Below are 21,880 nucleotides of genomic sequence, written 5' to 3'. Positions count from 1 at the left end.
CTCCCGTCGGTCCGTCAACCCTTCTTCGGGCGCGGGGTCGGCGGCGAAAGCAGCAGGGTGGTGCCTCCGGACTGCAGGGCGAGCGCGGCGCACTCGCGGCTGTCGCGGAAGACTCCGTCGGGCTCGGCGGGGTCGAGTGCTGCTTCGATGTCGATGTTCTCGGTGCGGACTTCCTCGAGCACCTTGTCCTTGGAAGGCATTTCACCATCTCCCTCTGGTAGCCAATGGCCTTCACACCACAGGTGTCCGGGAAGCCACAAAGCATGCCTCTCTTCTCAAAATTCTCAGGAGATAACTTTTTCAACAAATAGGACACCCATCCATCTATCCCACTCGCCGCAGACGCCACACGTTGTCCTCGCGGAAGCCCTCGACCCCCTCGGGCGAGGCGCTCGGCCGCCGGACCGTCTCCTTGGTCTCGACGGTCCACTCGCCGTCGGGCAGGGCGAGTTCGCCGAGAACCCCGTCCAGGGTGGGGAAGACGGCGTCGAAGGGCGGTTCGGTCTGCCAGGAGGGCCAGCCGGCGTGCAGGACGAGCAGCAGGGTGCCGCCGTCCGCCACGGCGCGCGCGGCGTCACGCAGGACGGCCTGCTGGTCGAGCGCGACCGGGGACTGGAGGTAGTGGGCGCTCACCAGGTCGAACGAGCCCTCGGGGAACGACCGGCCAAGCTCGTGGCGTTCCCAGGCGACGCGGTCGCCGACCCCGGCGTCGGCGGCGTGCCCGGCGGCACGGTCGAGCGCGGTGCCGGAGATGTCCACGCCGGTGACCCGCCAGCCGCGCGAGGCCAGCCACACGGCGTCCGCCCCCTCGCCGCAGCCCAGGTCCAGAGCGGTGCCGGGGGCGAGGTCGCTCGCCTCGCGGACCAGCAGGGCGTTGGGGCGGCCGCTCCAGACACGGCCGGTGTCGCGGTAGCGGGCCTCCCAGAACTCCGCGGCGGTGGCCGGGACGGGCTTGTCGGACATGGTGCCTCCTGGGGACGGACGGGATCGTCTGCTCGGCTGGGCGCGCGACGGCCACGGGCCCTGCCATGTGCAGGCTGCACCGGCGGACGCCGGGCCGGCAAAGATCTTTGCCGGTCCGGCAAAACGTGCCGCCGGTCCCGCCCGCCCGCGAGTCAGCGCATCAGAGCGCCGGACCCGCAGTCCGGGGCGTCGGCGCGCCCCCAGACCGTCCGCTGCGGGAACGGGGTGTCGATGCCGGCCTCGTCCAGGGCGTCCTTGACCCGGCGCCGCAGCTCACGGGTGACGCCCCACTGCTGGAGCGGCGCGTTCTTGACCGCCAGGCGCACGAGCACACCGTCGGCGTCCAGGGACCGCACGCCCCACACCGCGGGGTCCTCGAGCAGGAGGTCATCGAAGTCCGGGTCCTGGCGCAGGGCGCGGCCGGTGTCCTCCAGCACGCGGTGCACGGTGTCGAGGTCCGCGTCGTAGGCCACGGCGACGTCCAGGACGGCACGCGCCCATTCCTGGCCGTCGTAGCGGACCCGCAGGATCTCGCCGTTGTGGAGGTGCCGCAGGCCGCCGTCGAGGTCACGTACGCGCGTCAGCCGCAGGCCGACGTGCTCCACCTCGCCGACGGCCTCGCCGAGGTCGACCGAGTCACCGACGCCGTACTGGTCCTCCGCCACGGTCACGCCGACCATGAACAGCACGCACGATGGTCACGGCACTGCTGAGCACCGAGCCGATCGTGCGGGCCCGCTGTTCGCGGCGCTGCCGCGCCCGGGACCGGTCGCGGTGAAGTACGGCGCCCCGCGGCCCGACCGCCGGGGCCGGCTGCGCACGGCCTCTCCGGCCGATGGTTCCAGTACCCGCTGGACGACCCGGGTGATGGCCCGCTCGGCCACCACGCGCACCACCAGCAGGACGACGCCGATGAGCGCGATGCGCAGCGGTATCCCGATCAGTGCCGTGGTGTGGTCGCCGATCCAGCCCCACCACGAGGCCGCCGACTGTGCGACATCGGCTCAAGCGCTCCGTTCCTGGGGGACCGTCTCTGCCGCCGGGCCCGCCTACCCACCGACGGTTTCGAACATGACGCCCGGCGCGCTTCGGCACGCGCACACCCCTTTCCCTCGCTTGTCCCTTATGTCCGGAGGTTGCGTCATCTTCACTCGATACCGGCCCATCGCCGGCGCCGGCCCGGGCACCCGGAGGGGAGTCGTCCACAGCGGAGGGGGACCTGCGGCGTGGTTACCGTTGCCGTCCTACTGCTGCCCGGAATGGGGCTGCTGTTGTTCACCATGACGTACCTGGAGGACCGGCTGTTCGGCGATCCGGGCACGGCCCGGCACGCCCGGCGCCGGCATCTGCGTCTCATTCCGGGCGGCAGAGCCGAGGAGGCCCGGCCGGCCCGGCACCCGGTGCCGGCCCGGCACCGCTCAACCGACCGGGACGCCGCCTGATGAGGCCGGTCCCGCCGGCACGGCTCCCGGGCGGGCCCGCGGGCGCCGGCTCCGGCGCTCGGGGCGCCAGGTGGCCACCAGTGCCGCGGCGAGCAGGAGTTCGGCGACGTCCCCGGCGTAGTACATGATCTCCGCGCCCTGCTGGACCTGGTCGACGGGCGCGTGGATGTGGACGAGGAATCCGCCGTACATCGCCTGGGCGATCAGGGCGTGGGCGGCGATCGCGATGCCCAGGTACACCAGCCGGGCCGGGACGCCGGGCCGCGCGGGAGCGGGGTCGGGGCCGGCGACGGCGTGCGCGAAGAGGCATCCGGCGGCCAGGAAGTGGGCGTTCATCAGCCAGTGCCCCGCGGGGTGGCTCATCGCCGTGTCGTACAGCGGGGTGAAGTACAGCACCCCCAGGGTGCCGGTGCTCAGCGCGAGCGCCACCGCGGGGTGGGTGAGCAGCCGCGCGGGGCGGCCGTGCAGCAGGGCCGTCACCCGGCGGGCGCCGGCCGGTGGCAGGATGCGGAGCGCCAGGGTGACCGGCGCGGCCAGCACCAGTGCCAGCGGGGCGTACATGCCGATCAGCATGTGCTGGGCCATGTGCCCCCGGAAGTCGTGGTGAGCGGCCGGCCCCAGCGGGGGCAGCAGCGCGACGGCCAGTAGCGCCAGCCCGCCGAGGAACGCCGCCGACCGCCAACCGCTCCAGCCCTGTACGGGGTTGCGGCGACGAGCCCGGCGTACGGCGAGCAGGTAGCCCCCGGCCGCGGCGAGGACGATCACCGGGACCAGCATGGTGGGCACCGCGTCGAGTACCCCTTCGCCGCTGCCGGAGCCGTCGTGGGGCACGGGGTGGGTGCCATCGTGTGCGCCGCCGTGTGTGCCGTCCATCAGGCTTGGCCCCGGGGCCGTGCGGTGCGGCGGGGGGCGTCGGGGTCGAAGGGCTGTCCGCCGCGCTGGAGCAGATGACCGCCGACCAGGAACAGGGCTCCGAGGACGAGGAAACCGGCGTCCCACCATGCCTGGTGCGGACCGGCGTAGACATGATGAATGCCCAGGATGTGGTGGTCCAGGACGCCTTCGACCAGGTTGAACAGGCCCCAACCGGCCAGGACCCAGCCCCACAGCACCCGCGAGGCCCACACCGCCCGCCGGTTGTGTGTGACCCGGGAGTACAGGAGGGCCAGGCCGAGCAGCACGGCGATCCAGCACACGGCGTGGAAGATGCCGTCCCACACCGTGTTCATCTCCAGCCCGGAGACGGTGTTCGGGTTGTAGTACTTCACGCCGATGCGGTCGTCGTTGGTGCTGGTGAGCATGTGGTGCCACTGGAGGAGCTGGTGGAGCAGGATGCCGTCGACGAAGCCGCCGAGCCCGACCCCGAGGACGATGCCGGGCAGCCGGATGCTGTTCGGTGCCGTCGTGGCCGCTCGGATCTCACCTGTCGTGGTGGCCATCGCCTGTACTCCGTCCCGTCGGCGGTGCGCGGACCTACGGGACACGGATGCCCGTTCGGCGGGCGGGCGTCACCCACTGGCGGGATCGTTCCGCCGTTTCGCGTCAGCCTCCTCGATGGCTCGCATCACTCTTGCGGCGGAGCTACGAGGGGGGTCCGCGGCACGTCTGCCTCCCGCAGTCGGTGGCCGAGTCGGCGCAGGCCGCGGCGGGCGTGGCTCTTCACCGTGCCGAGGGGCCATCCGGTCAGCCGGGCGATCTGCGTGTGCGTCAGGTCGTCGTAGAAGGCGAGGCCGAGGACACGGCGCTGCGGTGCGGGCAGCTTGGCCAGCTCCTGGCGGACGACCACCCGGTCGAGTACGGCTTCCGGCCGGTCGGCCGTGTCGTACGCGGTCTGCGCGAGCCGGGCGCCGGCCGCCGCGACGAGGTCGGCGCGCCGGGTGCGGGCCGACAGCGCGTCGGCGATCTTGCGCCGGGCGATGCCGACCAGCCAGCCGGCCAGTACGCCGCGCGCGGGCACGAAGGTGTGACGGCCCCGCCATGCGGCCAGGAACACGACCTGGGTGACGTCCTCCGCCTCCCGAGCGTCGCCCAGCGTCCGCTGCGCCAGCGTGAACACGAGGCCGCTCCATCGGTGGTAGGCGGCTACCAGGCACGCCTCCTCGCCGCGCACGAACCCTTCGGCCAGTTCCTCCTCGGCGAGCGATTCCGCGGCCGCCGGCGAGGGGGGCGGAGCGGGGGCGGGCCCTCCGGTGGGCCACTGTGCGGTCATGATGGCTGCTGCTCCTTCACGAGTCGGCCGGGCTCCGGCCGGTCCGGCTGCTCCGGCTGCTCCGGCTGCTCCGGCCGACGCGGGCACCTCCGGCCGCCCCAGCCTGGGAAGGACGGCCGCGGGCGGGCAACTCGCAGCGAATGTGCGTCGTATGGTGTGGGGGTGTCCGGGGTGGAGGGTGGGAGCGACGACGGTGCGGGACCGGGCCCGGCGGACGACATCGGCGTCACGACCGGCGCCCTGGCCCGACGGCTCGGCGTGTCGCCGACGACGATCAGATCGTGGGACCGGCGCTACGGGCTTGGTCCGGCCGACCGGGAAGGCGGCCGGCACCGGCGCTGGCGGGCGGCGGACATCGCGGTGCTGGAGGAGATGTGCCGGCTGACCGCCACCGGGGTCCCGCCCGCCGAGGCCGCGCGCGCGGCGAAGACCGCGGAACGGCGGGACCATGCCGGGGCCCACTCGGGCCGGGTCACACCCTCGACACCGGACATCCGGCGCCCGGCGTCGGGTGCTACGCCGCGCACGCCGGGCGCCACGCCCTCCACGCCGCGCACGGCGCCCCGCACACCGGGCGCCACGCCCCCGACGCCGGGCACCGCGCCCTCCACGCCGCGCACGGCGCCCCGCACACCGGGCACCGCGCCCTCGACGCCGACGCCCGGTGCCGCATCACCGGCACCGGACGTTTCGTCGCCGGAGCCGGGGCGCCCCTGCTCCGTGCACGGTGCCCCGCCACCGCCACCGCCACCGGCACCGGCACCGGCACCGGCACCGGCACCGGGTGTTCTGTCCTCGACACAGGCTCACCCGCCCTCCAAGGAGACTGCCGCACCATCGGCACCGGACGCTCCGCTCCCGGCGCCAGGCCCTTCACCCTCCGCCTCCACGCCCGGCACCGCGCCGCCGACACCGGGTGGTCCGCTCCCGCCCTCGGGTGCCGTGCCCGGCGCGCGGGTGCGGGCCGGTGGCAGCGGGCTGCCGCTCGGTGACGTGCGCCGTGAGGCGCGGGGGCTTGCCCGTGCCTCGGTGCGGCTGGACTCGCCGACGGTGCAGCACCTGCTGAACGCCTTCGTCCGGGAGCACGGCGTCGTAGCCGCGTGGGAGGACGTGATGATGCCGACGCTGCACGCGGTGGGCCGCAAGTGGCAGTCCAGCGGCGACCGTTACGTGGAGGTCGAGCACCTGCTGTCCTGGCACGTCTCCACCGCCCTGCGCAGCGCGCCGTTGCTCCGGCCCTGCCCCCAGCCGCCGCCGGAGGCGGCACCCGTGCTGCTCGCCTGTCTCCCGGACGAGCAGCACACGCTGCCGCTGGAAGCGCTCGACGCGGCGCTGCGCGAGCGGGGCACCGCGACGCGCATGCTGGGCGGCGCCGTGCCGGCGGAGGCGCTGACCGCCGCCGTGCGCCGCACGGGACCGTGTGCCGTCGTGCTGTGGTCCCAGACGCGGTCCACGGCCGACTCCCCCCTCGCCCGCCACCTCGCCGACACGCGGTGGGGCGTCAGGGGCGCCCGGCGCGGCCCCGTCGTCCTGGTCGCCGGCCCGGGGTGGGGGCACCGGGCGCTGCCGGGGCTGCCGCGGCCGCGCGAACTGGCCGAGGCACTGGCGATGCTGTCCCGGACGGGAACAAGCACAGCTCACGCGAGGAGATCCGGTGAACACTGAAGAACGGCACGCCACGGACGCGGACGCGGAGTTCGTGCGTTTCTGGCAGGAGCGCCGGGTGTGTTTCCTGTCGACCCAGCGTGCCGACGGGACCCCGCACTTGGTCCCGATCGGGGTGACGTACGACCCCGTCACCCGCACGGCACGCGTCATCACGAGCCGGGGTACCGCGAAGGTGCGCAACGTCGAGCGGGCGGAGAGTCCCGTCGTCGCCGTGAGCCAGGTGGACGGCCGGCGCTGGTCCACCCTGGAGGGCGTCGCGACCGTGCGGGACGACGCCGAGACGGTCCGCGACGCGGAGGCACGGTACGCGGCCCGCTACCGGCAGCCCCGGGCGAACCCGGAGCGGGTCGTCATCGAAATCGCCGTCCGGCGCTTCCTGGGCACGGTGCGCCCCCTCGCGCCCTCCGGGACCGACGCCCCCGGAGGGTGAGCCCCGAGGGCTCAGTCGCCGCTTCCGGGGCGGGAAGCGGGTGCCTCGGCCACCCCGGCCGGTGACCGGCGGCCGAGGCGTCCGGGCCACCACGCGACGGCGCCGATGTCGCGGGCGAGCGCCGGGACGAGCAGCGAGCGCACCACGAGCGTGTCCAACAGGACGCCGAAGGCCACGATGAAGGCGATCTGCACGAGGAAGGCCAGCGGGATCACCCCGAGGGCGGCGAACGTGGCGGCGAGGACGACGCCGGCCGAGGTGATCACGCCGCCGGTGGCGGTCAGACCCCGCAGGATGCCCTCCCGTACCCCGTGGTCCAGCGATTCCTGCCGTACCCGGGACATGAGGAAGATGTTGTAGTCCACGCCGAGGGCGACCAGGAACACGAACCCGTACAGCGGCACGGAGGCGTCGGTGCCGCTGAAGCCGAACACGTGGGTGAAGACGAGGGCCGAGACGCCCAGCGTGGCCAGGAAGTTCAGCGCCACCGTCGCCACGAGCAGCACGGGCATCAGCAGGGAGCGCAGCAGGACGATCAGGATGATCAGGATGATGGCGAGGACCACGGGCACGATGAGCGTGCGGTCGTGTTCGGCGGTGCGCTGGGTGTCGTACTGCTGGGCGGTGTAGCCGCCGACGAGGGCGTCCGCGCCGGGCACGGCGTGGACGGCCGACCTCAGCCGGGCCACGGTGCTCTTGGCGGCGTCGCTGTCCGCGGGCGCCTGGAGCGTCGCGTCGATCCGTACGCGCCCGTCGACCACCTTCGGCTCGCCGCCGCCGGGTCGGCCGGAGGCGGTGACCGCGGCGGCGGTGGCGACGCCGCGGGTGTCGCGGGCCGCCGCGAGGACGGGGTCGAGACGGTCGGCGTCCGCGATGATCACGGCGGGGTTGCCGGAGCCGCCCGGGAAGTGCCGCGCCAGGGTCTGCTGGGCGGCGACGGAGGGCGCGTCGTTCACGAAGATCTCGTCCAGCGGTACGCCCTTGGAGGTCAGGGTCGGCGAGAAGGCGGCGCAGGCGAGCAGCGCGGCGAGGGAGATCGCCCAGATGCGGCGCGGGGCCCGGTCCACGAGTTCGGCGACGCGGTGCCACAGGCGGTGCCCGGCGTCCGGGTCGCCGGTCCGGACGGGCTTGGCCGGCCAGTAGGCGGCCCGGCCGAGCAGGACCAGGACGGCGGGCAGGAAGGTGAGCGTGCTCAGTACGGCGCAGACGATGCCGATGGCACCGACGGGTCCGAGCGCGCGGTTGTTGGTCAGATCGCTGAGCAGCAGCGCCAGCAGGCCCAGGGCGACGGTCGCCGCGCTGGCGACGACCGCTCCCCAGGAGGCGCGCAGGGCGGCGCGGACGGCACTGAAACGGTCCGGGTGCCTGGCCAGTTCCTCGCGGTAGCGGGCGGTGAGCAGAAGCGCGTAGTCGGTGGCGGCGCCGATGACCAGGATGGAGAGGATGCCCTGGACCTGTCCGTCGACGCGTACGACGTCGCGGTCGGCGAGCGCGTAGACGATCGCGCAGGCCAGGCCCAGTGCGAAGACGGCGCCGAGGATGATGACGAGGGGCAGCAGGACGCTGCGGTACACGAGCAGCAGGATCACCAGCACGGTGACCAGTGCGACACCGAGCAGCAGCCCGTCGATGCCCGCGAAGGCGTCGGAGAGATCTGCCTGGGAGGCCGCCGGCCCGGCGAGTCGCGCCTGGGTGCCGGGCACCTGCCCGGCGGCGTCCCGGACGCGCTCCAGGACGTCGGGCAGGCGGTCGCCGAGGTCGGGATCGACCTGGACGACGGCTTGGAGGGCCTCGCCGTCGTCGGAGGGCAGGGCGGGCGTCGCGGGACCGACGATCCCGGGTTTCCCTGCGAGGCCCGCGACCGATCGGGTGGCCGCCGCCCGGTGTTCGGTGACGGCGCCGCCGCCGTCGGCGGTCCACACGACGATCACCGGGAGGGTCTCGTCCTGCTGGAAGGCCTTCCGCGCGTCGACGACCCGGGTGGACTCGGCGCTGCGGGGCAGGAAGGCGGCCTGGTCGTTGGTGGCGACCTCGCCGAGCTTTCCGGCGTACGGGCCGAGCGTTCCGCCGATGCCTGGCCAGACCAGGAGGAGGACGACGGGGATGAGCCAGCGGGCTCGTCGGGAGGGGATGGGCATCGGTCTTCGGGTCTCCAGGTATCCAGCGGCACGGAAAGTGACTCGATCATAAACAATCTCAATGATTGAGTTATCAGAGGTCGACGTGTCACACCGACTTCTGCCCGGTCCCGGCTCCCGGATGCGGCACGCGCGGGAGGATCAGCGATCGTCCGACCGCACGAGCCGCAACTCCTCGTTCATCGCCGCCAGAAAGCGGAGCACGGCCGTCAGTTCGCTCTCGTCGAAGCGCGCGCAGGTGGTGGCGGCGGCCTCGGCCAGCGGGCGGAAGTACGTCCGGGCCGCCGCCCGGGCATCGGGCACGTAGTGCAGATGGACGACCCGGCGGTCGGCGCTCTCCCGGACCCGGCGCACGTGCCCAGCGCGCTCCAGCCGGTCCACGCACGCCGTCACCGCGCCCGAGGTGAGCCCCAGGTGTTCACGCAGCCGCCCCGGCGTCATGGGCTCCTGTGCGTCCAGGATCGCCGCGAGCGCCTGGACGTCGGTGGCGTGCAGCCCGTGCTCGCCGGCGAAGCTCTGCACGAGGCGGTTGATCTCGCCGTTCATCCGCCGGAGCTGCGCGGCGAGGACGTGCAGGTCGCTCGCCTCGGACCCGGTTCCGGTCCCCCGTTCGTGCGCGTGCTGTCCGCGCTGGTTCGCTGTCGCCACGCGATCAGCGTATAGAAGGGTCAACTTGGGTCACCGCGCATCCACCGCGGTCCCCGAGCGGGAAGCGATCACCGCGACGACTTCCCGTGCGAGACGGAGCCTGCCCCATGAGCGAAGAACACGGCCGCGTGAACGGTGACGGCGACGGCGACAGGGACGGCGACGAAGCGGAGCTGCGCTGCCTGGTCACCGGTGCCACGGGGTACATCGGCGGCCGGCTCGTGCCGGAGCTCCTCGCCGCCGGACACCGGGTGCGGTGCCTGGCCCGTTCCCCGCACAAGCTGCGCGACCACCCCTGGGCCGGGGAGGCCGAGGTGGTACGGGGAGACGTCACGGACCCGGACTCGGTGACCGGGGCGATGGAGGGCATCGACGTCGCCTACTACCTGGTGCACGCGCTGGGTGCAGGCGGGGACTTCGAGGAGACCGACCGGCGGGCGGCGCGCACCTTCGCGGAGCGGGCCCGGGCCTCCGGTGTACGACGCATCGTCTATCTCGGCGGTCTGACGCCACCGGGCGTACCGGAGCGCGACCTGTCGCCGCACCTGCGCTCCCGCGCGGAGGTCGGCCGCGTCCTGCTGGCCTCCGGCGTGCCCACGACCGTCCTGCGGGCCGCCGTCGTCATCGGCTCCGGGTCGGCCTCCTTCGAGATGCTGCGCTACCTCACCGAGCGGCTGCCGGTGATGGTCACGCCGAGTTGGGTCCACACCCGTATCCAGCCGGTCGCGGTCCGGGACGTGCTGCGCGCCCTCGTCGGCAGCGCGCGCATGCCGGGCGACGTCTCCCGCGCCTTCGACATCGGTGGCCCGGACGTCCTCACCTACCGGGACATGATGGTCCGGTACGCCGAGATCGCGGAGCTGCCGCGACGGCTGATCGTTCCCGTGCCGGTGCTCACGCCCGGTCTGTCCAGCCACTGGGTCGGGCTGGTCACCCCGGTGCCCGCGTCCATCGCGCGCCCGCTCACCGAATCGCTGCGGCACGAAGTGGTGTGCCGCGAGAACGACATCGTCCGGTACGTACCGGCCCCGCCGGGGTTTCCGCTCGGCTTCGACGACGCGGTCCGGCTGGCCCTGCGACGCGTGCGGGACGCCCGGGTCACCACCCGCTGGTCCTCCGCGTCGGTGCCCGGGGCACCGAGTGACCCGCTGCCCACCGACCCCGACTGGGCGGGAGGCAGCCTCTACACCGACCACCGTGCGCTGACCGTCGACGCGCCGCCCGACGCGCTGTGGCGGGTCATCGAGGGGATCGGCGGCGACAACGGCTGGTACTCCTTCCCGCTCGCCTGGGCGGTACGGGGCTGGCTGGACCGGCTGGTCGGCGGGGTCGGCCTGCGCCGCGGGCGCCGGGACGCCGCCCGGCTGCGGGCCGGTGACTCGCTCGACTTCTGGCGGGTGGAGGAGATCGTCCCCGGCCGTCTGCTGCGCCTGCGCGCGGAGATGCGGCTGCCGGGACTGGCCTGGCTGGAGATGTACGCCGAGACGGACGACGCGGGCCGGACGCGGTACCGCCAGCGTGCCCTGTTCCACCCGCACGGGCTGGCGGGCCACGCCTACTGGTGGAGCGTGTGGGCCTTCCACTCCGTGGTGTTCGGCGGCATGGCCCGCAACATCGCCCGCGCCGCCGCACGGGACCCCCGGCCGTCCGGCCCGGTGCACGATGCCCCCGCCTCCTGAGCCAGGCGGTCGCACCCCGCCGCTCAGGGCACACGGCGACCACCCACTCACCCACTCACACCGCACCGAGGGCGCTGCCCCTCCCGCGTCCCGTAGCACCCAGGAGCGCCATGACCACGTCGGTCGTCCTGTTCACCCGCGACCTGCGGCTGCACGACCACCCGCCACTGCGCGCCGCTCTCGACGGTTCCCGGGCCGTCGTGCCGCTGTTCGTCCGCGACCGGGCCGTCGACGCCTCCGGTTACGCCGCGCCCAACCGGCTCGCCTTCCTCGCCGACTGTCTGCGGGGCCTGGACGCGGGGCTCCGGGAGCGGGGCGGGCGGCTGATCGTCCGCTCCGGTGACCTGGTCGAGGAGGTGTGCGCGGTGGTCGGCGAGGCGGAGGCCGACGAGGTGCACATGGCGGCCGACGTCAGCGCGCACGCGCACCGGCGTGAGGACCTCCTGCGGGCCGCCCTGGAGGACCGGGGCTGCCGGCTGCACGTCCACGACGCCGTGACCACCGTGCTGGCCCCGGGGTCCGTCACCCCCGCCTCCTCCGACCACTTCGCCGTCTTCACTCCGTACTTCCGGCGCTGGGTCGAGCGGCCGGTCCGGAACGTCCTGACCGCGCCCCGGAGGGTCCCCGTCCCGGACGGTGTCGGCTCACAGCCGCTGCCCTCCCGCGGTGACCTGCCGGGACGGTCCCCGGGACTGCCCGCCGGCGGTGAGGAGGAGGCCAGGAAACGGCTGACGGCCTGGCTGCGCGGCGGCATCACCGGTTACGAGGAGCACCACGACGACCTGGCCGGCGACGCCACCTCCCGTCTCTCGCCGTACCTGCACTTCGGTGCCCTCTCCCCCGTCGAGCTGGTCCACCGTGCCCGCCGCAAGGGCGGCCCCGGCGCCGAGGCGTTCGTACGGCAACTGGCCTGGCGGGACTTCCACCACCAGGTCCTGTCCGCGCGTCCGCACGCCGCCTCGCTCGACTACCGCACCCGGCACGACCGCTGGCGTACCGGGCCCGGGGCCGAGGAGGACGTCGCCGCGTGGAAGGCCGGGCGCACGGGTTACCCGATCGTCGACGCCGCGATGCGCCAACTGCGGCACGAGGGCTGGATGCACAACCGGGGCCGCCTGCTGACCGCCAGTTTCCTCACCAAGACGCTCTACGTGGACTGGCGCGTCGGCGCGCGGCACTTCCTGGACCTGCTGGTGGACGGCGACATCGCCAACAACCAGCTCAACTGGCAGTGGGCGGCGGGCACCGGGACGGACACCCGCCCCCACCGCGTCCTCAACCCGACGACCCAGGCACGGCGCTTCGACCCCGACGGAGCGTACGTCCGGCGCTGGGTACCCGAGTTGGCGGGCCTCGAGGGACGGGCCGTGCACGAGCCGTGGCGACTGCCCGGCCCGGAGCGGGCCGCGTACGACGCCTATCCCGACCCGATCGTGGACCTCGCCGAGGGCCTGGACCGCTTCCGCCGGGCCCGCGGACGCGACTGACCGGGCGGAACACGCACCCCGGGGCCGGGCAGCCGTCGGATGAAGGGGGCTACCGTCAGGTGAAGAGGGCTACCGTCAGGTGAAGGGGCTGTTCGGCGTACGGGTGCCGGGGCTGTCGGGGCGGGCCGTGTGGTCCGGGTGGTTCCGGGTCCGGCGGGCTTCCTTCATCTCCGCCTCGTACAGATGCTCGCGGCCCTCGGCGAGCCGCTCCTCCGCCGCGCGCACCAAGTCCCTGAACTCCTGGTAGTACGTCCGGTCGTAGGCCTCGACGATCTGGAACGTCCAGTGGCCGGGGATGACGTTGCGCCCGAGGATCTCCCTCTCGACCCGCTCCGCCCACTCCACGTGGCCCGCCTTGCGCAGCAGTGCCACCGCGCGGTCCAGTTCCAGGTCCGCCGTGCCGGTGAGCTGGTGGAAGGAGAACAGGTGCCCACGGGCACGCTCGGTCGTCTCCAGCGCCTTCGACAGGGACCCGAGTGCTTCCACTGTCTCGCCGCTGACGCCCTCGGGGCGCCGGTACGGGTCTTCCATGCCGTGGCGGCTCCTTTCGGTACACGTGTCGGTATGCGTGAGAACGGCGTCTTCGCCCTCTCGGTACTCCTTCGCCTGCCGGTCGCTCGCGGAGACCGGAGCACGGAGAACGGGTCACGGTCGGAAGCCGTCCCCCCGGTGGTTCCCGGGAAGCGCGTCCTCCGGACGCGGTCCGGTCCGCAGGTCCGCCAGGACGTCCCGGGCGGCCCGGCTGCCGGAGGCCAAAGCCCCCTGGACCGATCCGGTGGCGCGGTGGTCCCCGCACACGTAACGGCCCTCGGCCCAGCGGGTGTCGCGGCTCAGCGGCCACGGGGGGCGCATCGCCGGGAGCGCGTCCTGGACGGTGTACGTGGCGACCGGTTGCCAGTCGGCCGTGTCGGTGTCGTACAGCCGCGCCGCCCGCCGGCGGACGGTGCTCTCGCCGTCCGGTGCGCCCGCGCCCAGGACCGACGTGGAGACCAGCGCGGTGCCCGGCGGCGCGTAGGTGGGGCTGACCTCGGTGAGCACGCAGGTGTTGAGGACGGCGAGCGTGCTGTCGACCACGAGGGTCGGCTCGGGCAGCGGTGAGCGGCCGGTCGCGTGGTAGTAGGTGGTGACGGTCCGGCCGGGCGGCACGTCGAGCCCCGGCAGCAGACGCGCCGCGGTGGCCGCGTCGGTGGCCACGACCACGGTGCCGGCCGGTCGTTCGGTGCCGTCCTGGAGCAGCACGCCCCGGTCGGTGAGGCCGCGGACGGGTGAGTCCAGCCGGACGGTGCCCTCGGGGAGCCGGGCGGCCAGGAGGCGCGGCACACTGCCGATCCCCTGAGCCGGGAGGCAGAGGGTGCCGCGGGCCATGCTGCGCCACACGAGGTGGAAGAAGCGGGCCGACGTCTCCAGTTCCGGCTCCAGGAACACGCCGGCCAGGAAGGGACGCAGCAGGTTGTCCACCGCGTCGCGGGACAGTCCGCCGCGCGCCAGGGCCTGGGCGGTGGTCCGGTCCCGGCCGCGTTTGAGGAGGGCGGTGGGAGCCAGTGCGTCCCGGGCGGTGAGGCCGGCCAGCGCGGTGAGGTCCCGGGCTCCCAGGGCCCGGCCCGGCAGCAGACCGCCGGCTTCGCGCGGGCGCCGGGTCGGGTCGGTGAGACGCGCGACGCCGGACGGCGTGTGGGCCAGTACCCCTGGGGTGAACGGCCGAAGGCGCAGCCTGCGCAGTGGCAGCAGCCGCCGGACCTGCGGATAGGCGGTGTTGAAGACCTGGAAGCCGCGGTCCAGGAGGAAGCCGTCCCGGCGGTCCGTGCGCATGCGCCCGCCGACGTCGTCGGAGGCCTCGTGGAGCGTGACGCGCAGACCGGCGCGGGTGAGGTCGAAGGCACAGGCCAGCCCGGCGAGGCCGCCCCCGACCACGATGACGTCCGGCTCCCGGCCGTGCCCGGTGCTCACCATGCGTGCTCCTTCCGGCTCCTCAACAGCCTGAGCCCCGCGCGAGGGTCACACCACTCGGACGGGGCCCCGCCGGTCGCCGCGCGTCGGCCGGGGCTGCGGGCCCACGGCCCCCTCCGGGGGCGCCGACCCCGCCGTCCGACGCCGAACTATCCTGGCCCGGGCCCGCCGTCCACTGCCTCCCTGCCCCACTCGTCACCGCCGTCGTTCCAGGAGCAGCCCGTTGAACACCAGCACAGCGACCCCGGACAGCTACTACGAGCGCATCGACGAGCACCGCTACAAGCCCACGGTCCACGCCGGCGGGGCGTGGAGCGCGGACGAGCAGCACTTCAGTCCGCTCGGGGGCCTGATCGTCCACGCCGTCGACCGCCATCTGGCCGGGCGTGCCGGTGCGAGCATGTCACTGAGCCGGATCGGCTTCGACATCCTCGGTCGCCCGGCTCTGGACGAGTGCGAGATACGGGTGGAGACCGTCCGGCCCGGGCGCACCATCGAACTGGTCGAGGCGACCGTACTCATCGCCGGCCGGTCCGTGGCGCGGGCCAGGGCCTGGCTGCTGGCCGACGTGGACACCAGCGCCGTCGCCGGTGGCGCCGCCGGCCGGCTCACCGCGCCGGAGACGCTCGAACCCTGGCCCATGGCCTCCGAGTGGCCCGGCGGATACATCGCCTCCCTGGACGTACGCCCGCTCGCCCCGCCCCGTCCGGGCCGCACCACCGCCTGGGTCGCCACCGGGCTGGACCTGGTCGCCGGCGAGGCCGCGAGCCCGCTGGCGTCCTACGTCGCGCTGGTCGACACGGCCAACGGCATCGCGGTACGGGAGTCGCCGGCGGAGTGGATGTTCCCGAACGTCGACCTGACGCTGCACCTGCACCGCGCGCCGCGCGGCCGCTGGACCGGCCTGGACACCACCGTCGTCTTCGGACCCACCGGTCAGGGCATCACCAGTACCGTGCTGCACGACGTGGACGGCCCCGTCGGACACGCGCAGCAGATGCTCACCGTCCGCCCGCAGCCGTGAGCGGCCGGCGGCACGCCCGCGCCCGACGCGTCAGCCCTGGCCCGCGGGCGGGTCGGCGAGAATGCCGTCGAGCAGTAGCGCCCGCCCCGCGCCAGCAGGTCCACGGCGTCGGCGAGCGCCCCGTGTCCCGACGTGTCCAGGTGCACGTCGTAGCCGTGGGGTGCGGCCCGGCGCGAACGCTCGACGAGATCCGGCGCCCGGTGGTCGAGGACCTCGGCGGCGCCCAGGTTCCGGACGGCCGCGGCGTCCTCGGCACGCGCGGTGGCGACCACCCGCGCCCCGGCCCGGGAGGCCATGGCCACGGCGGCGCCGCCCACGTTTCCGGCGCCGCCCCCGATGCACACGGTCTCCTCCGGCCTCAGTCGCCCGTGCCGGAACAGCGCCGGCCAGGCCGACGCCGCCGGGTGGGTGGCCGCCACGAGGTGTTCCCCGTCGATGTCGCGCGGTGCCGCGTAGAGACGTTCGGCGGCGACCGTCGCGTACTGGGCGCAGGATCCCTGCCGGCCCGCGTGGCCCAGGCTGTCGCACCACACCCGCTGCCCGGGGGTGAAGCCCGCCACGCCGGGCCCGGCCAGGGCGACCTCGCCCACCAGGTCACGTCCGACGACGAAGGGGAACGGCACCGGTGTGGCGTACGCCCCCGACCGAACGAAGGTGTCAACGGGGTTGACGGCCACGGCCTCGACCCGCACGAGCACGTCCGTGGGCCCGATCGACGGGACGGGGAGCCGCCCGTACTGGATGTGGTGGGCCGGGCCGACGGAGTCGATGTACGCCGCCCGCATCAGGTCGAGGACTGTGCCGGTCATGACCTCATGCCACGAACCGGCCGGAGGCGAGGGCTACGGCGTCACGTCCCCGCACAGGTGCACCTCGACACCCGACTCGGCGAAGAGCGCCGCCTTCGCGCGCGGTGCCTTGTCGGCGGTGTCCGCGTCCGGCGCGTAGGCCACGTTGAGGTGGTCGGCGCGGTGTCGGGCCATGAACTGGTCGCGGCTGACGCCGTGCAGCACCGCGTCCATGACCGGCCACTGGTGGGTGGTGGCGTCGAGCCGGCGCCGGCTCGATCTTCGCGACCCTCCTGGTCACCGCTCCCGTCGTGCTGATCCCGCTGTTCCTCGACGGCTGCGGCCACTGGCGGGTCTACTGGAACATCGTGCTGCCGATGTCCCGTTCTTCGTCTTCCAGCGGCAGATCGTGGAGTCCGTCAAGACGTCCGGCATCAAGTAAGTCCGGGCGCCGCCCGTGTCACGCGAGGGGCCGGTGATCAGCCCCCGGCCGGCCCGTTCACACTCCGGCGGTACGGGACCGGTGGCCGCGCCCGCCGGCCCCGGCCGACGCTCGCAGCCGCCGGCCACGCCGCGTCGGTCCCCAGGGCTTGAGGAGCGAGATCACCGTCATGAAGACGTAGGCGGACAGGGAGACGACCGGCCCGAACAGCACCTCGCCCGCGTCGGGCAGCGACTCGCCCGCGGCGACCGCGGCAACGGCCGAGTTCACCCCGGGGCGCAGCGCGAAGACCGTGGCGGTCGCCGTGGCCAGCGTCAGCCAGAACTTCGTGTACACCCACCGGTGCCGGGCCAGTCCCCACGGAGTGCCCAGGGCCAGCACCACACCGCTCGACAGGGTCAGGAACGCGAGGGGGAGCAGGAGCCAGTCGGCGAAGAGCTTCATGCCACGGACACTGGCCTCCACGGTCACCGCGGAAGCGGTGGTGGCGGCGGTGGCCCCGAGCGCCAGCAGCCCGAGCGAGAGCCCGAGCCAGCCGGCGGAGGCGACGACATGGACGACGAGGGAGGCCCGGCGGGCGGGACGGCTGAGTTTCACCCCACCCACGCTGCCGGGCGGCGGCCGTGAAGACGTCCGGCGACGGGAGTAACCCCGTGTACTGACCCGGGCGTACCCGACGAGACGTCGCCATGCCCCGAACGGCGCAGCCGTTGCTCTCCCGCCCTGCCGGGCACCGCCGTGCGCCCTAGGCTGACACGCGTCTGAAGGAAACACCGCCAGGAGTGCTCATGCGTCTGCCCATCGAACTCAGGCATGTCGCCCCACGACTGGCGACCGGGGCCTTCATGCTCAACTCCGGGCTGTCGAAGCGCGGGGCCGATGAGCAGACCTCCGCCATGCTGCACGGAATGGCGAAGAACACCTATCCGTTCCTCGGCAGGCTGCAGCCCGGGACCTTCGTCCGGTTGCTCTCCGCCGGTGAGACGGCGCTCGGCGCCGCGCTGCTCCTGCCGGTCGTACCGACGGCGGTGGCGGGTATCGGCCTGACCGCGTTCTCCGCCGGGCTGGTGGGCCTGTACCTGCGCACGCCCGGCATGCGCGAGGAGGGCAGTCTGCGCCCGACCCAGGAGGGCACGGCTTTGGCGAAGGACACCTGGATGCTCGGCATCGGGGTCGGATTCGTCGTCGACGGACTCACCCGCAGGGGCCGGTGACGGCACAGCGCCCGCCAAGTGGCCGCTACGGTAACGAGACGCATCACCGGCATTAACGGGAAACCACGGAATCCATAATGCCGTGTGATTCCGTTCAACTTTCGCCGAATTGACGCCGGATCACTGCTGAAACACACGTCACATCACTATGCTGAAGCCGCTTCGCCGAGTTGGCGCAGCGGCTGCCGACGTGCCCGGGGAGGGGCGCCGACCGCAGTTGTCGGGGGTGCGGAGAAAATCGGGGGAACGGCAGGTGCTGTTCCTGTCTCGAATATCTCGAGTATCTCGAGAGGTCGACCAGACCCATCGCGGGCCCATTGTCTCGCCGCCCCCGGAATTCGTTCGACGAAAGCTGAGGAATTCCCGTGAGACGTATGACCTCCGCACTTCTGTCCCTGAGCGCCCTGCTGGCGACCTCCGCCCTGACCGCTCCCGCGGCCGTAGCCGCCCCCGGGGCCGACCGGCCGGCCGCCGTACCCGCCGGATGGGAGGCGGTGGACGCGAGCGAGCTGGCGCGGATCACCGAGGAGACGGGCGCCCGCAAGGCCCCGCTCGCCGCCGGAGACGGCACCCTCGCCGCGGAAGCGGAGCCGGAACTGCTGGCCATGCAGTCGGCCCGCAACGGCCGGTTCGTGGCCACCGAGGTGAACTACGCCGCCCCGAACACCGGTGTCCTGCGGGCTCGTTCGGCCGAGTTCGGCGGCTCCTGGGAGAGCTTCGCCTTCGAGTGGGACGAGGCCACCGAAACGTACGCCCTGAAGTCCCTGGCGAACAACCGCTATGTGGCGGTGGAGAAGAACTTCACCGGCAGCGCGCAGAACGTGCTGCGCGCCCGCTCCACGAGCGTGGGCGGCTGGGAGCGGTTCTTCGTGTACTACAACGAGGACCTGGACCGTTGGGCGCTCCAGTCCACGCTGAACGGACTCTTCGTCACCATGGAGAACAGCTACACCGGATCGCTCCAGTACGCGCTGCGCGCCCGCTCCACCGACATCACCGGCTCCTGGGAGGAGTTCGTCCTGTACGACCTCGGCGCCTGACGCCCATCCGGCCGAACCACCGGTGCCCGTGCGGAACTTGGGCACTGGTGGTTCGCCTCGCCACGGGAAACCGGAATTCCTGGCGCCGCGACATCACCGGGTGGACCGGGCTCCTCGGAGACATCCGCGGCAAGCGGCTCCTCGGCGTCGGCTGCGGCCCCGGTCATCGCGCCGTTCACCCGCGTGCACGGCGCCCTCGTGGACGGGGTCGAGCACGGCTTCCGGGTCGAGGCGACGCGCCTCCTCACCGACCCGGCCGGCGACAACCCCGCGGCACTCCAGCTCGTCCAGGCCCGGCGTCACCGCTGAGATCACCGGCGGCGGAGGGCAGCCGCATCACATGTGCGCGTTTTGTCTTCGTCCTCCTGGCAACCCGTCCGGAGTACACCCACGTGCGACGAGGTGAGAACCATGCTGGTGCTGGGTCTCCTGCTCATGGCGGGCGCCGCCGCCTTCGCGGGGCTACTGATCGCGGACAACCTGTCCGGCGGTCCGGACTACACGGTGTCCCTGCTGGGGAGCGATCCCTTCACGATCAGCACGCTCGGAGCGTTCCTCGGCGGTATCGCGCTGACCCTGATCTTCGGCCTGGGGATGTGGATGCTGCTGGCCGGAACGGTGCTGGCGCGCCACCGCGGCAAGAAGCGCCGCAGGGACCGTGACGCCGCCACGCGGGCCGCCGCGGAACGCGACGACCTGGCCGGCCGCATGGAAGGCGAAGGCGGCAGCGGCACGGCGGGCGAGCCGGCGGGACACCGCCGCCCGTCCTCCCACCGACCGCAGTGGCTCCGGCCCCACGGCCACTGACCTGGTCGGGTCCGACCGACGCCGCCAGGTCTGCTGCCACCACCGGCGGGGCGGGCCGAGGGGGCCTCAGCGTTCCTCGCGCTCACCAGCTTGCGGTTCGGCGTACGCGAAGTCGTACGGGGCCCAGTCGGTGACCCGGCGGAACCCGAGGCGCTGGTAGAGGGCGTTACTGGTGGGGTTGGCCGCGTTCGTGTACAGCACGACCTCGGTGGCGCCCGAGGTGAGCGCGGCCCGGCTCACCTCGGCCGTCACGGCGGCCGCGTAGCCACGCCCGCGGAGGTGGGCCGGGGTGTAGACGGGGTCCACCCGGACCATCCCGGCGACCAACGGGTTCACGCCCGCGATGGAGACGGGGGTGCCGTCCGGCGTCTCCCAGAAGGTGTAGCGCTTCCCGGCGAAGCGCGTGTCGGCCCAGGAGCCGGCGTCGATGGTGACGGGCTCCCCGAGGTCTGCGGCGAGTTCACGGCACCAGCGCATGAGGTCCTCGTGGTCCTGCTCGCCCAGGAGCCGGCCGCGGCCCTCCGGGTGCGGCTCCGGCGGGGTGAGCGTGCCGAGGCGGTACAGGTGCATCCGGACGCGGAGCGTCGGCGCCGCGCCGGTGTGCCGCTGCCAGGCCTCGGCGAACGCGGTGGCGGTGTCGTGGTCCGCGGTGACGCCGGCGAGAGTGCGGCCGAGGCCGTGCAGGCGGACGGCGAGGGCGTCGGCCCGTTCGGGAGAGAGCGGGGTGAGGGTCAGCCGCCGGGTCGGCGGGCGGAAGAAGATCGCCTGGGTCTCGCCTTCCGACTCCAGCCGACCGAAAAGGACGGTACCGGGGTCGAACGCGCCCGGACGGGTCCGCCACTTCTCCATCACGGTGAGCGGTGTGTTGTGCAGGACGGGGCGCGAGCGGAGGAAGTCTCCGGCCCGGGCGAGAAAGTCGTCAAGGTCTTCGGTGAGGTGCCAGGCATCCGGACGCATGGTTCATGATCCCGCAGACACTCGTCTCCGGGGAGCGGTACGGGGTTTCCTGATGGGCATGGACCACTGGTGCCGAGCTTGCCGAATCGCCGGGGGTCCGCCTCATCGCTGCCTGGCCGGGCGGATGACAAGCTCGTTGACGTCCACGTCGGCCGGCTGCCCGGTCGCGTAGGAGATGGCGCCGGCGATGCTGTCGGGATCACGTTCGCCCGGTAGGTCCGCATCGTCTCCCGCGCGGCCGGGTCGCTGATCGATTCGGCGAGCGCCGAGTCCACGACACCGGGGGAAACCGTCGTGACGCGGATGCTCGGGTCGAGCTCCTGACGCAGGCCCTCGGTGACGGCCCGGGCGGCGTACTTCGTGGCGCAGTAGACCGCCGCCGTCGGCGACACCTGATAGGCGGGGTCGTGGTCCGTACCGACGGCCGCGCGCAGTCCGCCGACGGTGTTGGTCACCACCCGGTCCCAGTCCGGGTAGAAGTCACGGGCGTCCGGGTCGAGGAACACCAGCCGCAACAGGTCGTCGCGGTGGGTGTGGCCGTCGAACAGGGCCCTGCCGAGGGCGTTGGCCGCCAGCACGCTCAGACAGCGGTCCAGCACCAGCGCCGGCATCTGCTGCCAGGCCGCCATCATGTGTTCAGCAGGTGCGGGCTGACGTGCTCGTGCCGGGCAGTCCGGCGCCGCTTCCCGGGCGACGGGAGCGCCAGCCGGTGCAGGTGTGCGGCCGCGTCCTCCGCCAGCCCAAGCGCCCGGGCCAGCGCGTCGACCACCTGGATCGAGGGGTGACGTTCGCGTCCCTGTTCCAGCCGTACATAGTAGTCGGTGCTCACGCCGGCGAGCTGTGCGACCTCCTCGCGGCCCAGTCCCGTCACGCGGCGGCGGCCGCCGGCCGGCATGCCGAGGTCCTCGGGCCGGAGCAGCTCGCGGCGGGCCCGCAGGAACTGCCCGGGCGGGTTCTCCGGGTAAGTGTTCACGCATACGAGGCTAGGCCGGGGAGC

The 21,880-nt window shown here is 73.4% G+C and carries 26 protein-coding genes and 2 pseudogenes; 11 read left to right on the top strand and 17 right to left on the bottom strand.

What is annotated here, in order from left to right; all coding sequences use genetic code 11:
• Positions 1 to 14 precede the first annotated feature (14 nt).
• The 3 genes from ACFW48_RS29515 to ACFW48_RS29505 form a co-directional block, all read right to left on the bottom strand.
• Positions 15 to 200, bottom strand: a complete 186-nt coding sequence (locus ACFW48_RS29515) for a hypothetical protein (RefSeq protein WP_386319740.1) — start codon at positions 198 to 200, stop codon at positions 15 to 17.
• 124 nt (positions 201 to 324) lie between these two features.
• Complete coding sequence (locus ACFW48_RS29510; protein WP_386319737.1) at positions 325 to 963, bottom strand: class I SAM-dependent methyltransferase; 639 nt, start codon at positions 961 to 963, stop codon at positions 325 to 327.
• A 152-nt stretch (positions 964 to 1,115) separates the two neighbouring features.
• Positions 1,116 to 1,634, bottom strand: a complete 519-nt coding sequence (locus tag ACFW48_RS29505) for a mechanosensitive ion channel family protein (protein WP_386319734.1) — start codon at positions 1,632 to 1,634, stop codon at positions 1,116 to 1,118.
• Positions 1,635 to 2,189: 555 nt separating this feature from the next.
• Between ACFW48_RS29505 and ACFW48_RS29500 the strand changes: the two genes are divergently transcribed.
• Entirely contained in the window at positions 2,190 to 2,405 is a 216-nt protein-coding gene (locus tag ACFW48_RS29500) for a hypothetical protein (RefSeq protein ID WP_386319732.1), read from the top strand.
• On the opposite strand, the gene ACFW48_RS29495 is transcribed toward ACFW48_RS29500, so the two are convergent.
• The 3 genes from ACFW48_RS29495 to ACFW48_RS29485 all read right to left on the bottom strand — a co-directional run bounded on the left by ACFW48_RS29495 (position 2,382) and on the right by ACFW48_RS29485 (position 4,614).
• Positions 2,382 to 3,278: a cytochrome c oxidase assembly protein gene (locus ACFW48_RS29495; RefSeq protein ID WP_386319729.1), complete on the bottom strand. Its 897-nt coding sequence runs from the start codon at positions 3,276 to 3,278 to the stop codon at positions 2,382 to 2,384. The two genes, ACFW48_RS29500 and ACFW48_RS29495, sit on opposite strands and share 24 nt — an antisense overlap.
• Positions 3,278 to 3,844: a DUF2243 domain-containing protein gene (locus tag ACFW48_RS29490; protein WP_386319726.1), complete on the bottom strand. Its 567-nt coding sequence runs from the start codon at positions 3,842 to 3,844 to the stop codon at positions 3,278 to 3,280. Before ACFW48_RS29490 ends, ACFW48_RS29495 begins: the two co-directional genes overlap by 1 nt.
• 125 nt (positions 3,845 to 3,969) lie before the next feature.
• The gene (locus tag ACFW48_RS29485; RefSeq protein WP_386319723.1) at positions 3,970 to 4,614 is read right to left on the bottom strand and encodes an RNA polymerase sigma factor; all 645 of its coding nucleotides are present in this window, start codon (positions 4,612 to 4,614) and stop codon (positions 3,970 to 3,972) included.
• 156 nt (positions 4,615 to 4,770) lie between these two features.
• On the opposite strand from ACFW48_RS29485, the pseudogene ACFW48_RS29480 reads away from it, so the two are divergent.
• Positions 4,771 to 4,977, top strand: a pseudogene (locus tag ACFW48_RS29480) (MerR family DNA-binding transcriptional regulator); the annotation flags it as partial.
• On the opposite strand, the gene ACFW48_RS29475 reads toward ACFW48_RS29480, so the two are convergent.
• The gene (locus ACFW48_RS29475; protein ID WP_386319813.1) at positions 4,908 to 5,255 is read right to left on the bottom strand and encodes a hypothetical protein; all 348 of its coding nucleotides are present in this window, start codon (positions 5,253 to 5,255) and stop codon (positions 4,908 to 4,910) included. The pseudogene ACFW48_RS29480 and the gene ACFW48_RS29475 overlap by 70 nt on opposite strands.
• A 301-nt stretch (positions 5,256 to 5,556) precedes the next feature.
• Between ACFW48_RS29475 and ACFW48_RS29470 the strand changes: the two genes are divergently transcribed.
• Together ACFW48_RS29470 and ACFW48_RS29465 are read left to right on the top strand one after the other, a co-directional pair.
• Positions 5,557 to 6,279, top strand: coding sequence for a B12-binding domain-containing protein (locus ACFW48_RS29470; protein ID WP_386319808.1), 723 nt, complete (start codon positions 5,557 to 5,559; stop codon positions 6,277 to 6,279).
• Positions 6,269 to 6,712: a TIGR03618 family F420-dependent PPOX class oxidoreductase gene (locus tag ACFW48_RS29465; RefSeq protein ID WP_386319720.1), complete on the top strand. Its 444-nt coding sequence runs from the start codon at positions 6,269 to 6,271 to the stop codon at positions 6,710 to 6,712. Before ACFW48_RS29470 ends, ACFW48_RS29465 begins: the two co-directional genes overlap by 11 nt.
• An 11-nt stretch (positions 6,713 to 6,723) precedes the next feature.
• Here the strand turns inward: ACFW48_RS29465 and ACFW48_RS29460 are convergent, their stop codons facing one another.
• A complete protein-coding gene (locus tag ACFW48_RS29460; RefSeq protein ID WP_386319717.1) occupies positions 6,724 to 8,850 on the bottom strand; it encodes an MMPL family transporter in 2,127 nt (708 codons plus the stop codon).
• A 141-nt stretch (positions 8,851 to 8,991) separates the two neighbouring features.
• Complete coding sequence (locus tag ACFW48_RS29455; RefSeq protein ID WP_386319714.1) at positions 8,992 to 9,498, bottom strand: MarR family winged helix-turn-helix transcriptional regulator; 507 nt, start codon at positions 9,496 to 9,498, stop codon at positions 8,992 to 8,994.
• Positions 9,499 to 9,605: 107 nt separating this feature from the next.
• Between ACFW48_RS29455 and ACFW48_RS29450 the strand changes: the two genes are divergently transcribed.
• Positions 9,606 to 11,177 (top strand): SDR family oxidoreductase, encoded by a 1,572-nt coding sequence (locus ACFW48_RS29450; RefSeq protein WP_386319712.1) that lies wholly within the window; start codon positions 9,606 to 9,608, stop codon positions 11,175 to 11,177.
• A gap of 110 nt (positions 11,178 to 11,287) precedes the next feature.
• Positions 11,288 to 12,664, top strand: coding sequence for a cryptochrome/photolyase family protein (locus ACFW48_RS29445; RefSeq protein WP_386319709.1), 1,377 nt, complete (start codon positions 11,288 to 11,290; stop codon positions 12,662 to 12,664).
• A gap of 75 nt (positions 12,665 to 12,739) precedes the next feature.
• Here the strand turns inward: ACFW48_RS29445 and ACFW48_RS29440 are convergent, their stop codons facing one another.
• The gene (locus ACFW48_RS29440) at positions 12,740 to 13,195 is read right to left on the bottom strand and encodes a hypothetical protein (protein ID WP_386319706.1); all 456 of its coding nucleotides are present in this window, start codon (positions 13,193 to 13,195) and stop codon (positions 12,740 to 12,742) included.
• A gap of 114 nt (positions 13,196 to 13,309) precedes the next feature.
• On the bottom strand, positions 13,310 to 14,614 hold the full coding sequence (locus ACFW48_RS29435; RefSeq protein ID WP_386319704.1) for an NAD(P)/FAD-dependent oxidoreductase: 1,305 nt from the start codon (positions 14,612 to 14,614) through the stop codon (positions 13,310 to 13,312).
• A 220-nt stretch (positions 14,615 to 14,834) separates the two neighbouring features.
• On the opposite strand from ACFW48_RS29435, the gene ACFW48_RS29430 reads away from it, so the two are divergent.
• Positions 14,835 to 15,635 carry a thioesterase family protein gene (locus tag ACFW48_RS29430; RefSeq protein ID WP_386319701.1) on the top strand — a complete coding sequence of 267 codons (801 nt, stop codon included), beginning with the start codon at positions 14,835 to 14,837 and terminating at the stop codon, positions 15,633 to 15,635.
• Here ACFW48_RS29430 and ACFW48_RS29425 read toward each other — a convergent pair.
• From ACFW48_RS29425 to ACFW48_RS29415, 3 genes are all read right to left on the bottom strand, one after another.
• Entirely contained in the window at positions 15,548 to 16,444 is an 897-nt protein-coding gene (locus tag ACFW48_RS29425) for an alcohol dehydrogenase catalytic domain-containing protein (RefSeq protein WP_386319699.1), read from the bottom strand. The genes ACFW48_RS29430 and ACFW48_RS29425 overlap by 88 nt on opposite strands.
• Positions 16,445 to 16,477: 33 nt before the next feature.
• Complete coding sequence (locus tag ACFW48_RS29420) at positions 16,478 to 16,657, bottom strand: hypothetical protein (RefSeq protein ID WP_386319697.1); 180 nt, start codon at positions 16,655 to 16,657, stop codon at positions 16,478 to 16,480.
• Positions 16,658 to 16,922: 265 nt separating this feature from the next.
• Entirely contained in the window at positions 16,923 to 17,462 is a 540-nt protein-coding gene (locus ACFW48_RS29415; protein ID WP_386319696.1) for a DUF2269 domain-containing protein, read from the bottom strand.
• Between the two features lie 191 nt (positions 17,463 to 17,653).
• On the opposite strand from ACFW48_RS29415, the gene ACFW48_RS29410 reads away from it, so the two are divergent.
• The 4 genes from ACFW48_RS29410 (at position 17,654) to ACFW48_RS29395 (ending at position 19,926) form a co-directional block, all read left to right on the top strand.
• Entirely contained in the window at positions 17,654 to 18,079 is a 426-nt protein-coding gene (locus ACFW48_RS29410) for a hypothetical protein (protein ID WP_386319694.1), read from the top strand.
• Positions 18,080 to 18,453: 374 nt separating this feature from the next.
• Positions 18,454 to 19,119, top strand: coding sequence for a hypothetical protein (locus tag ACFW48_RS29405; protein WP_386319693.1), 666 nt, complete (start codon positions 18,454 to 18,456; stop codon positions 19,117 to 19,119).
• 183 nt (positions 19,120 to 19,302) lie between these two features.
• Positions 19,303 to 19,428, top strand: a complete 126-nt coding sequence (locus ACFW48_RS29400; RefSeq protein ID WP_386319691.1) for a hypothetical protein — start codon at positions 19,303 to 19,305, stop codon at positions 19,426 to 19,428.
• A gap of 102 nt (positions 19,429 to 19,530) precedes the next feature.
• Positions 19,531 to 19,926 carry a hypothetical protein gene (locus ACFW48_RS29395; protein WP_386319689.1) on the top strand — a complete coding sequence of 132 codons (396 nt, stop codon included), beginning with the start codon at positions 19,531 to 19,533 and terminating at the stop codon, positions 19,924 to 19,926.
• Between the two features lie 66 nt (positions 19,927 to 19,992).
• Here the strand turns inward: ACFW48_RS29395 and ACFW48_RS29390 are convergent, their stop codons facing one another.
• The 3 genes and pseudogenes from ACFW48_RS29390 to ACFW48_RS29380 form a co-directional block, all read right to left on the bottom strand.
• The gene (locus ACFW48_RS29390; RefSeq protein ID WP_386319687.1) at positions 19,993 to 20,883 is read right to left on the bottom strand and encodes a GNAT family N-acetyltransferase; all 891 of its coding nucleotides are present in this window, start codon (positions 20,881 to 20,883) and stop codon (positions 19,993 to 19,995) included.
• Positions 20,884 to 20,985: 102 nt separating this feature from the next.
• Positions 20,986 to 21,494: pseudogene (locus tag ACFW48_RS29385) on the bottom strand (SDR family NAD(P)-dependent oxidoreductase).
• A gap of 17 nt (positions 21,495 to 21,511) precedes the next feature.
• Complete coding sequence (locus ACFW48_RS29380) at positions 21,512 to 21,856, bottom strand: helix-turn-helix domain-containing protein (RefSeq protein WP_386319685.1); 345 nt, start codon at positions 21,854 to 21,856, stop codon at positions 21,512 to 21,514.
• Between the last annotated feature and the right edge of the window lie 24 nt (positions 21,857 to 21,880).

The sequence above is a fragment of the Streptomyces sp. NPDC058812 genome (assembly GCF_042744565.1).
GTDB lineage: Bacteria > Actinomycetota > Actinomycetes > Streptomycetales > Streptomycetaceae > Streptomyces > Streptomyces thinghirensis.
This window is presented reverse-complemented; position numbering and strand designations above follow the sequence as displayed.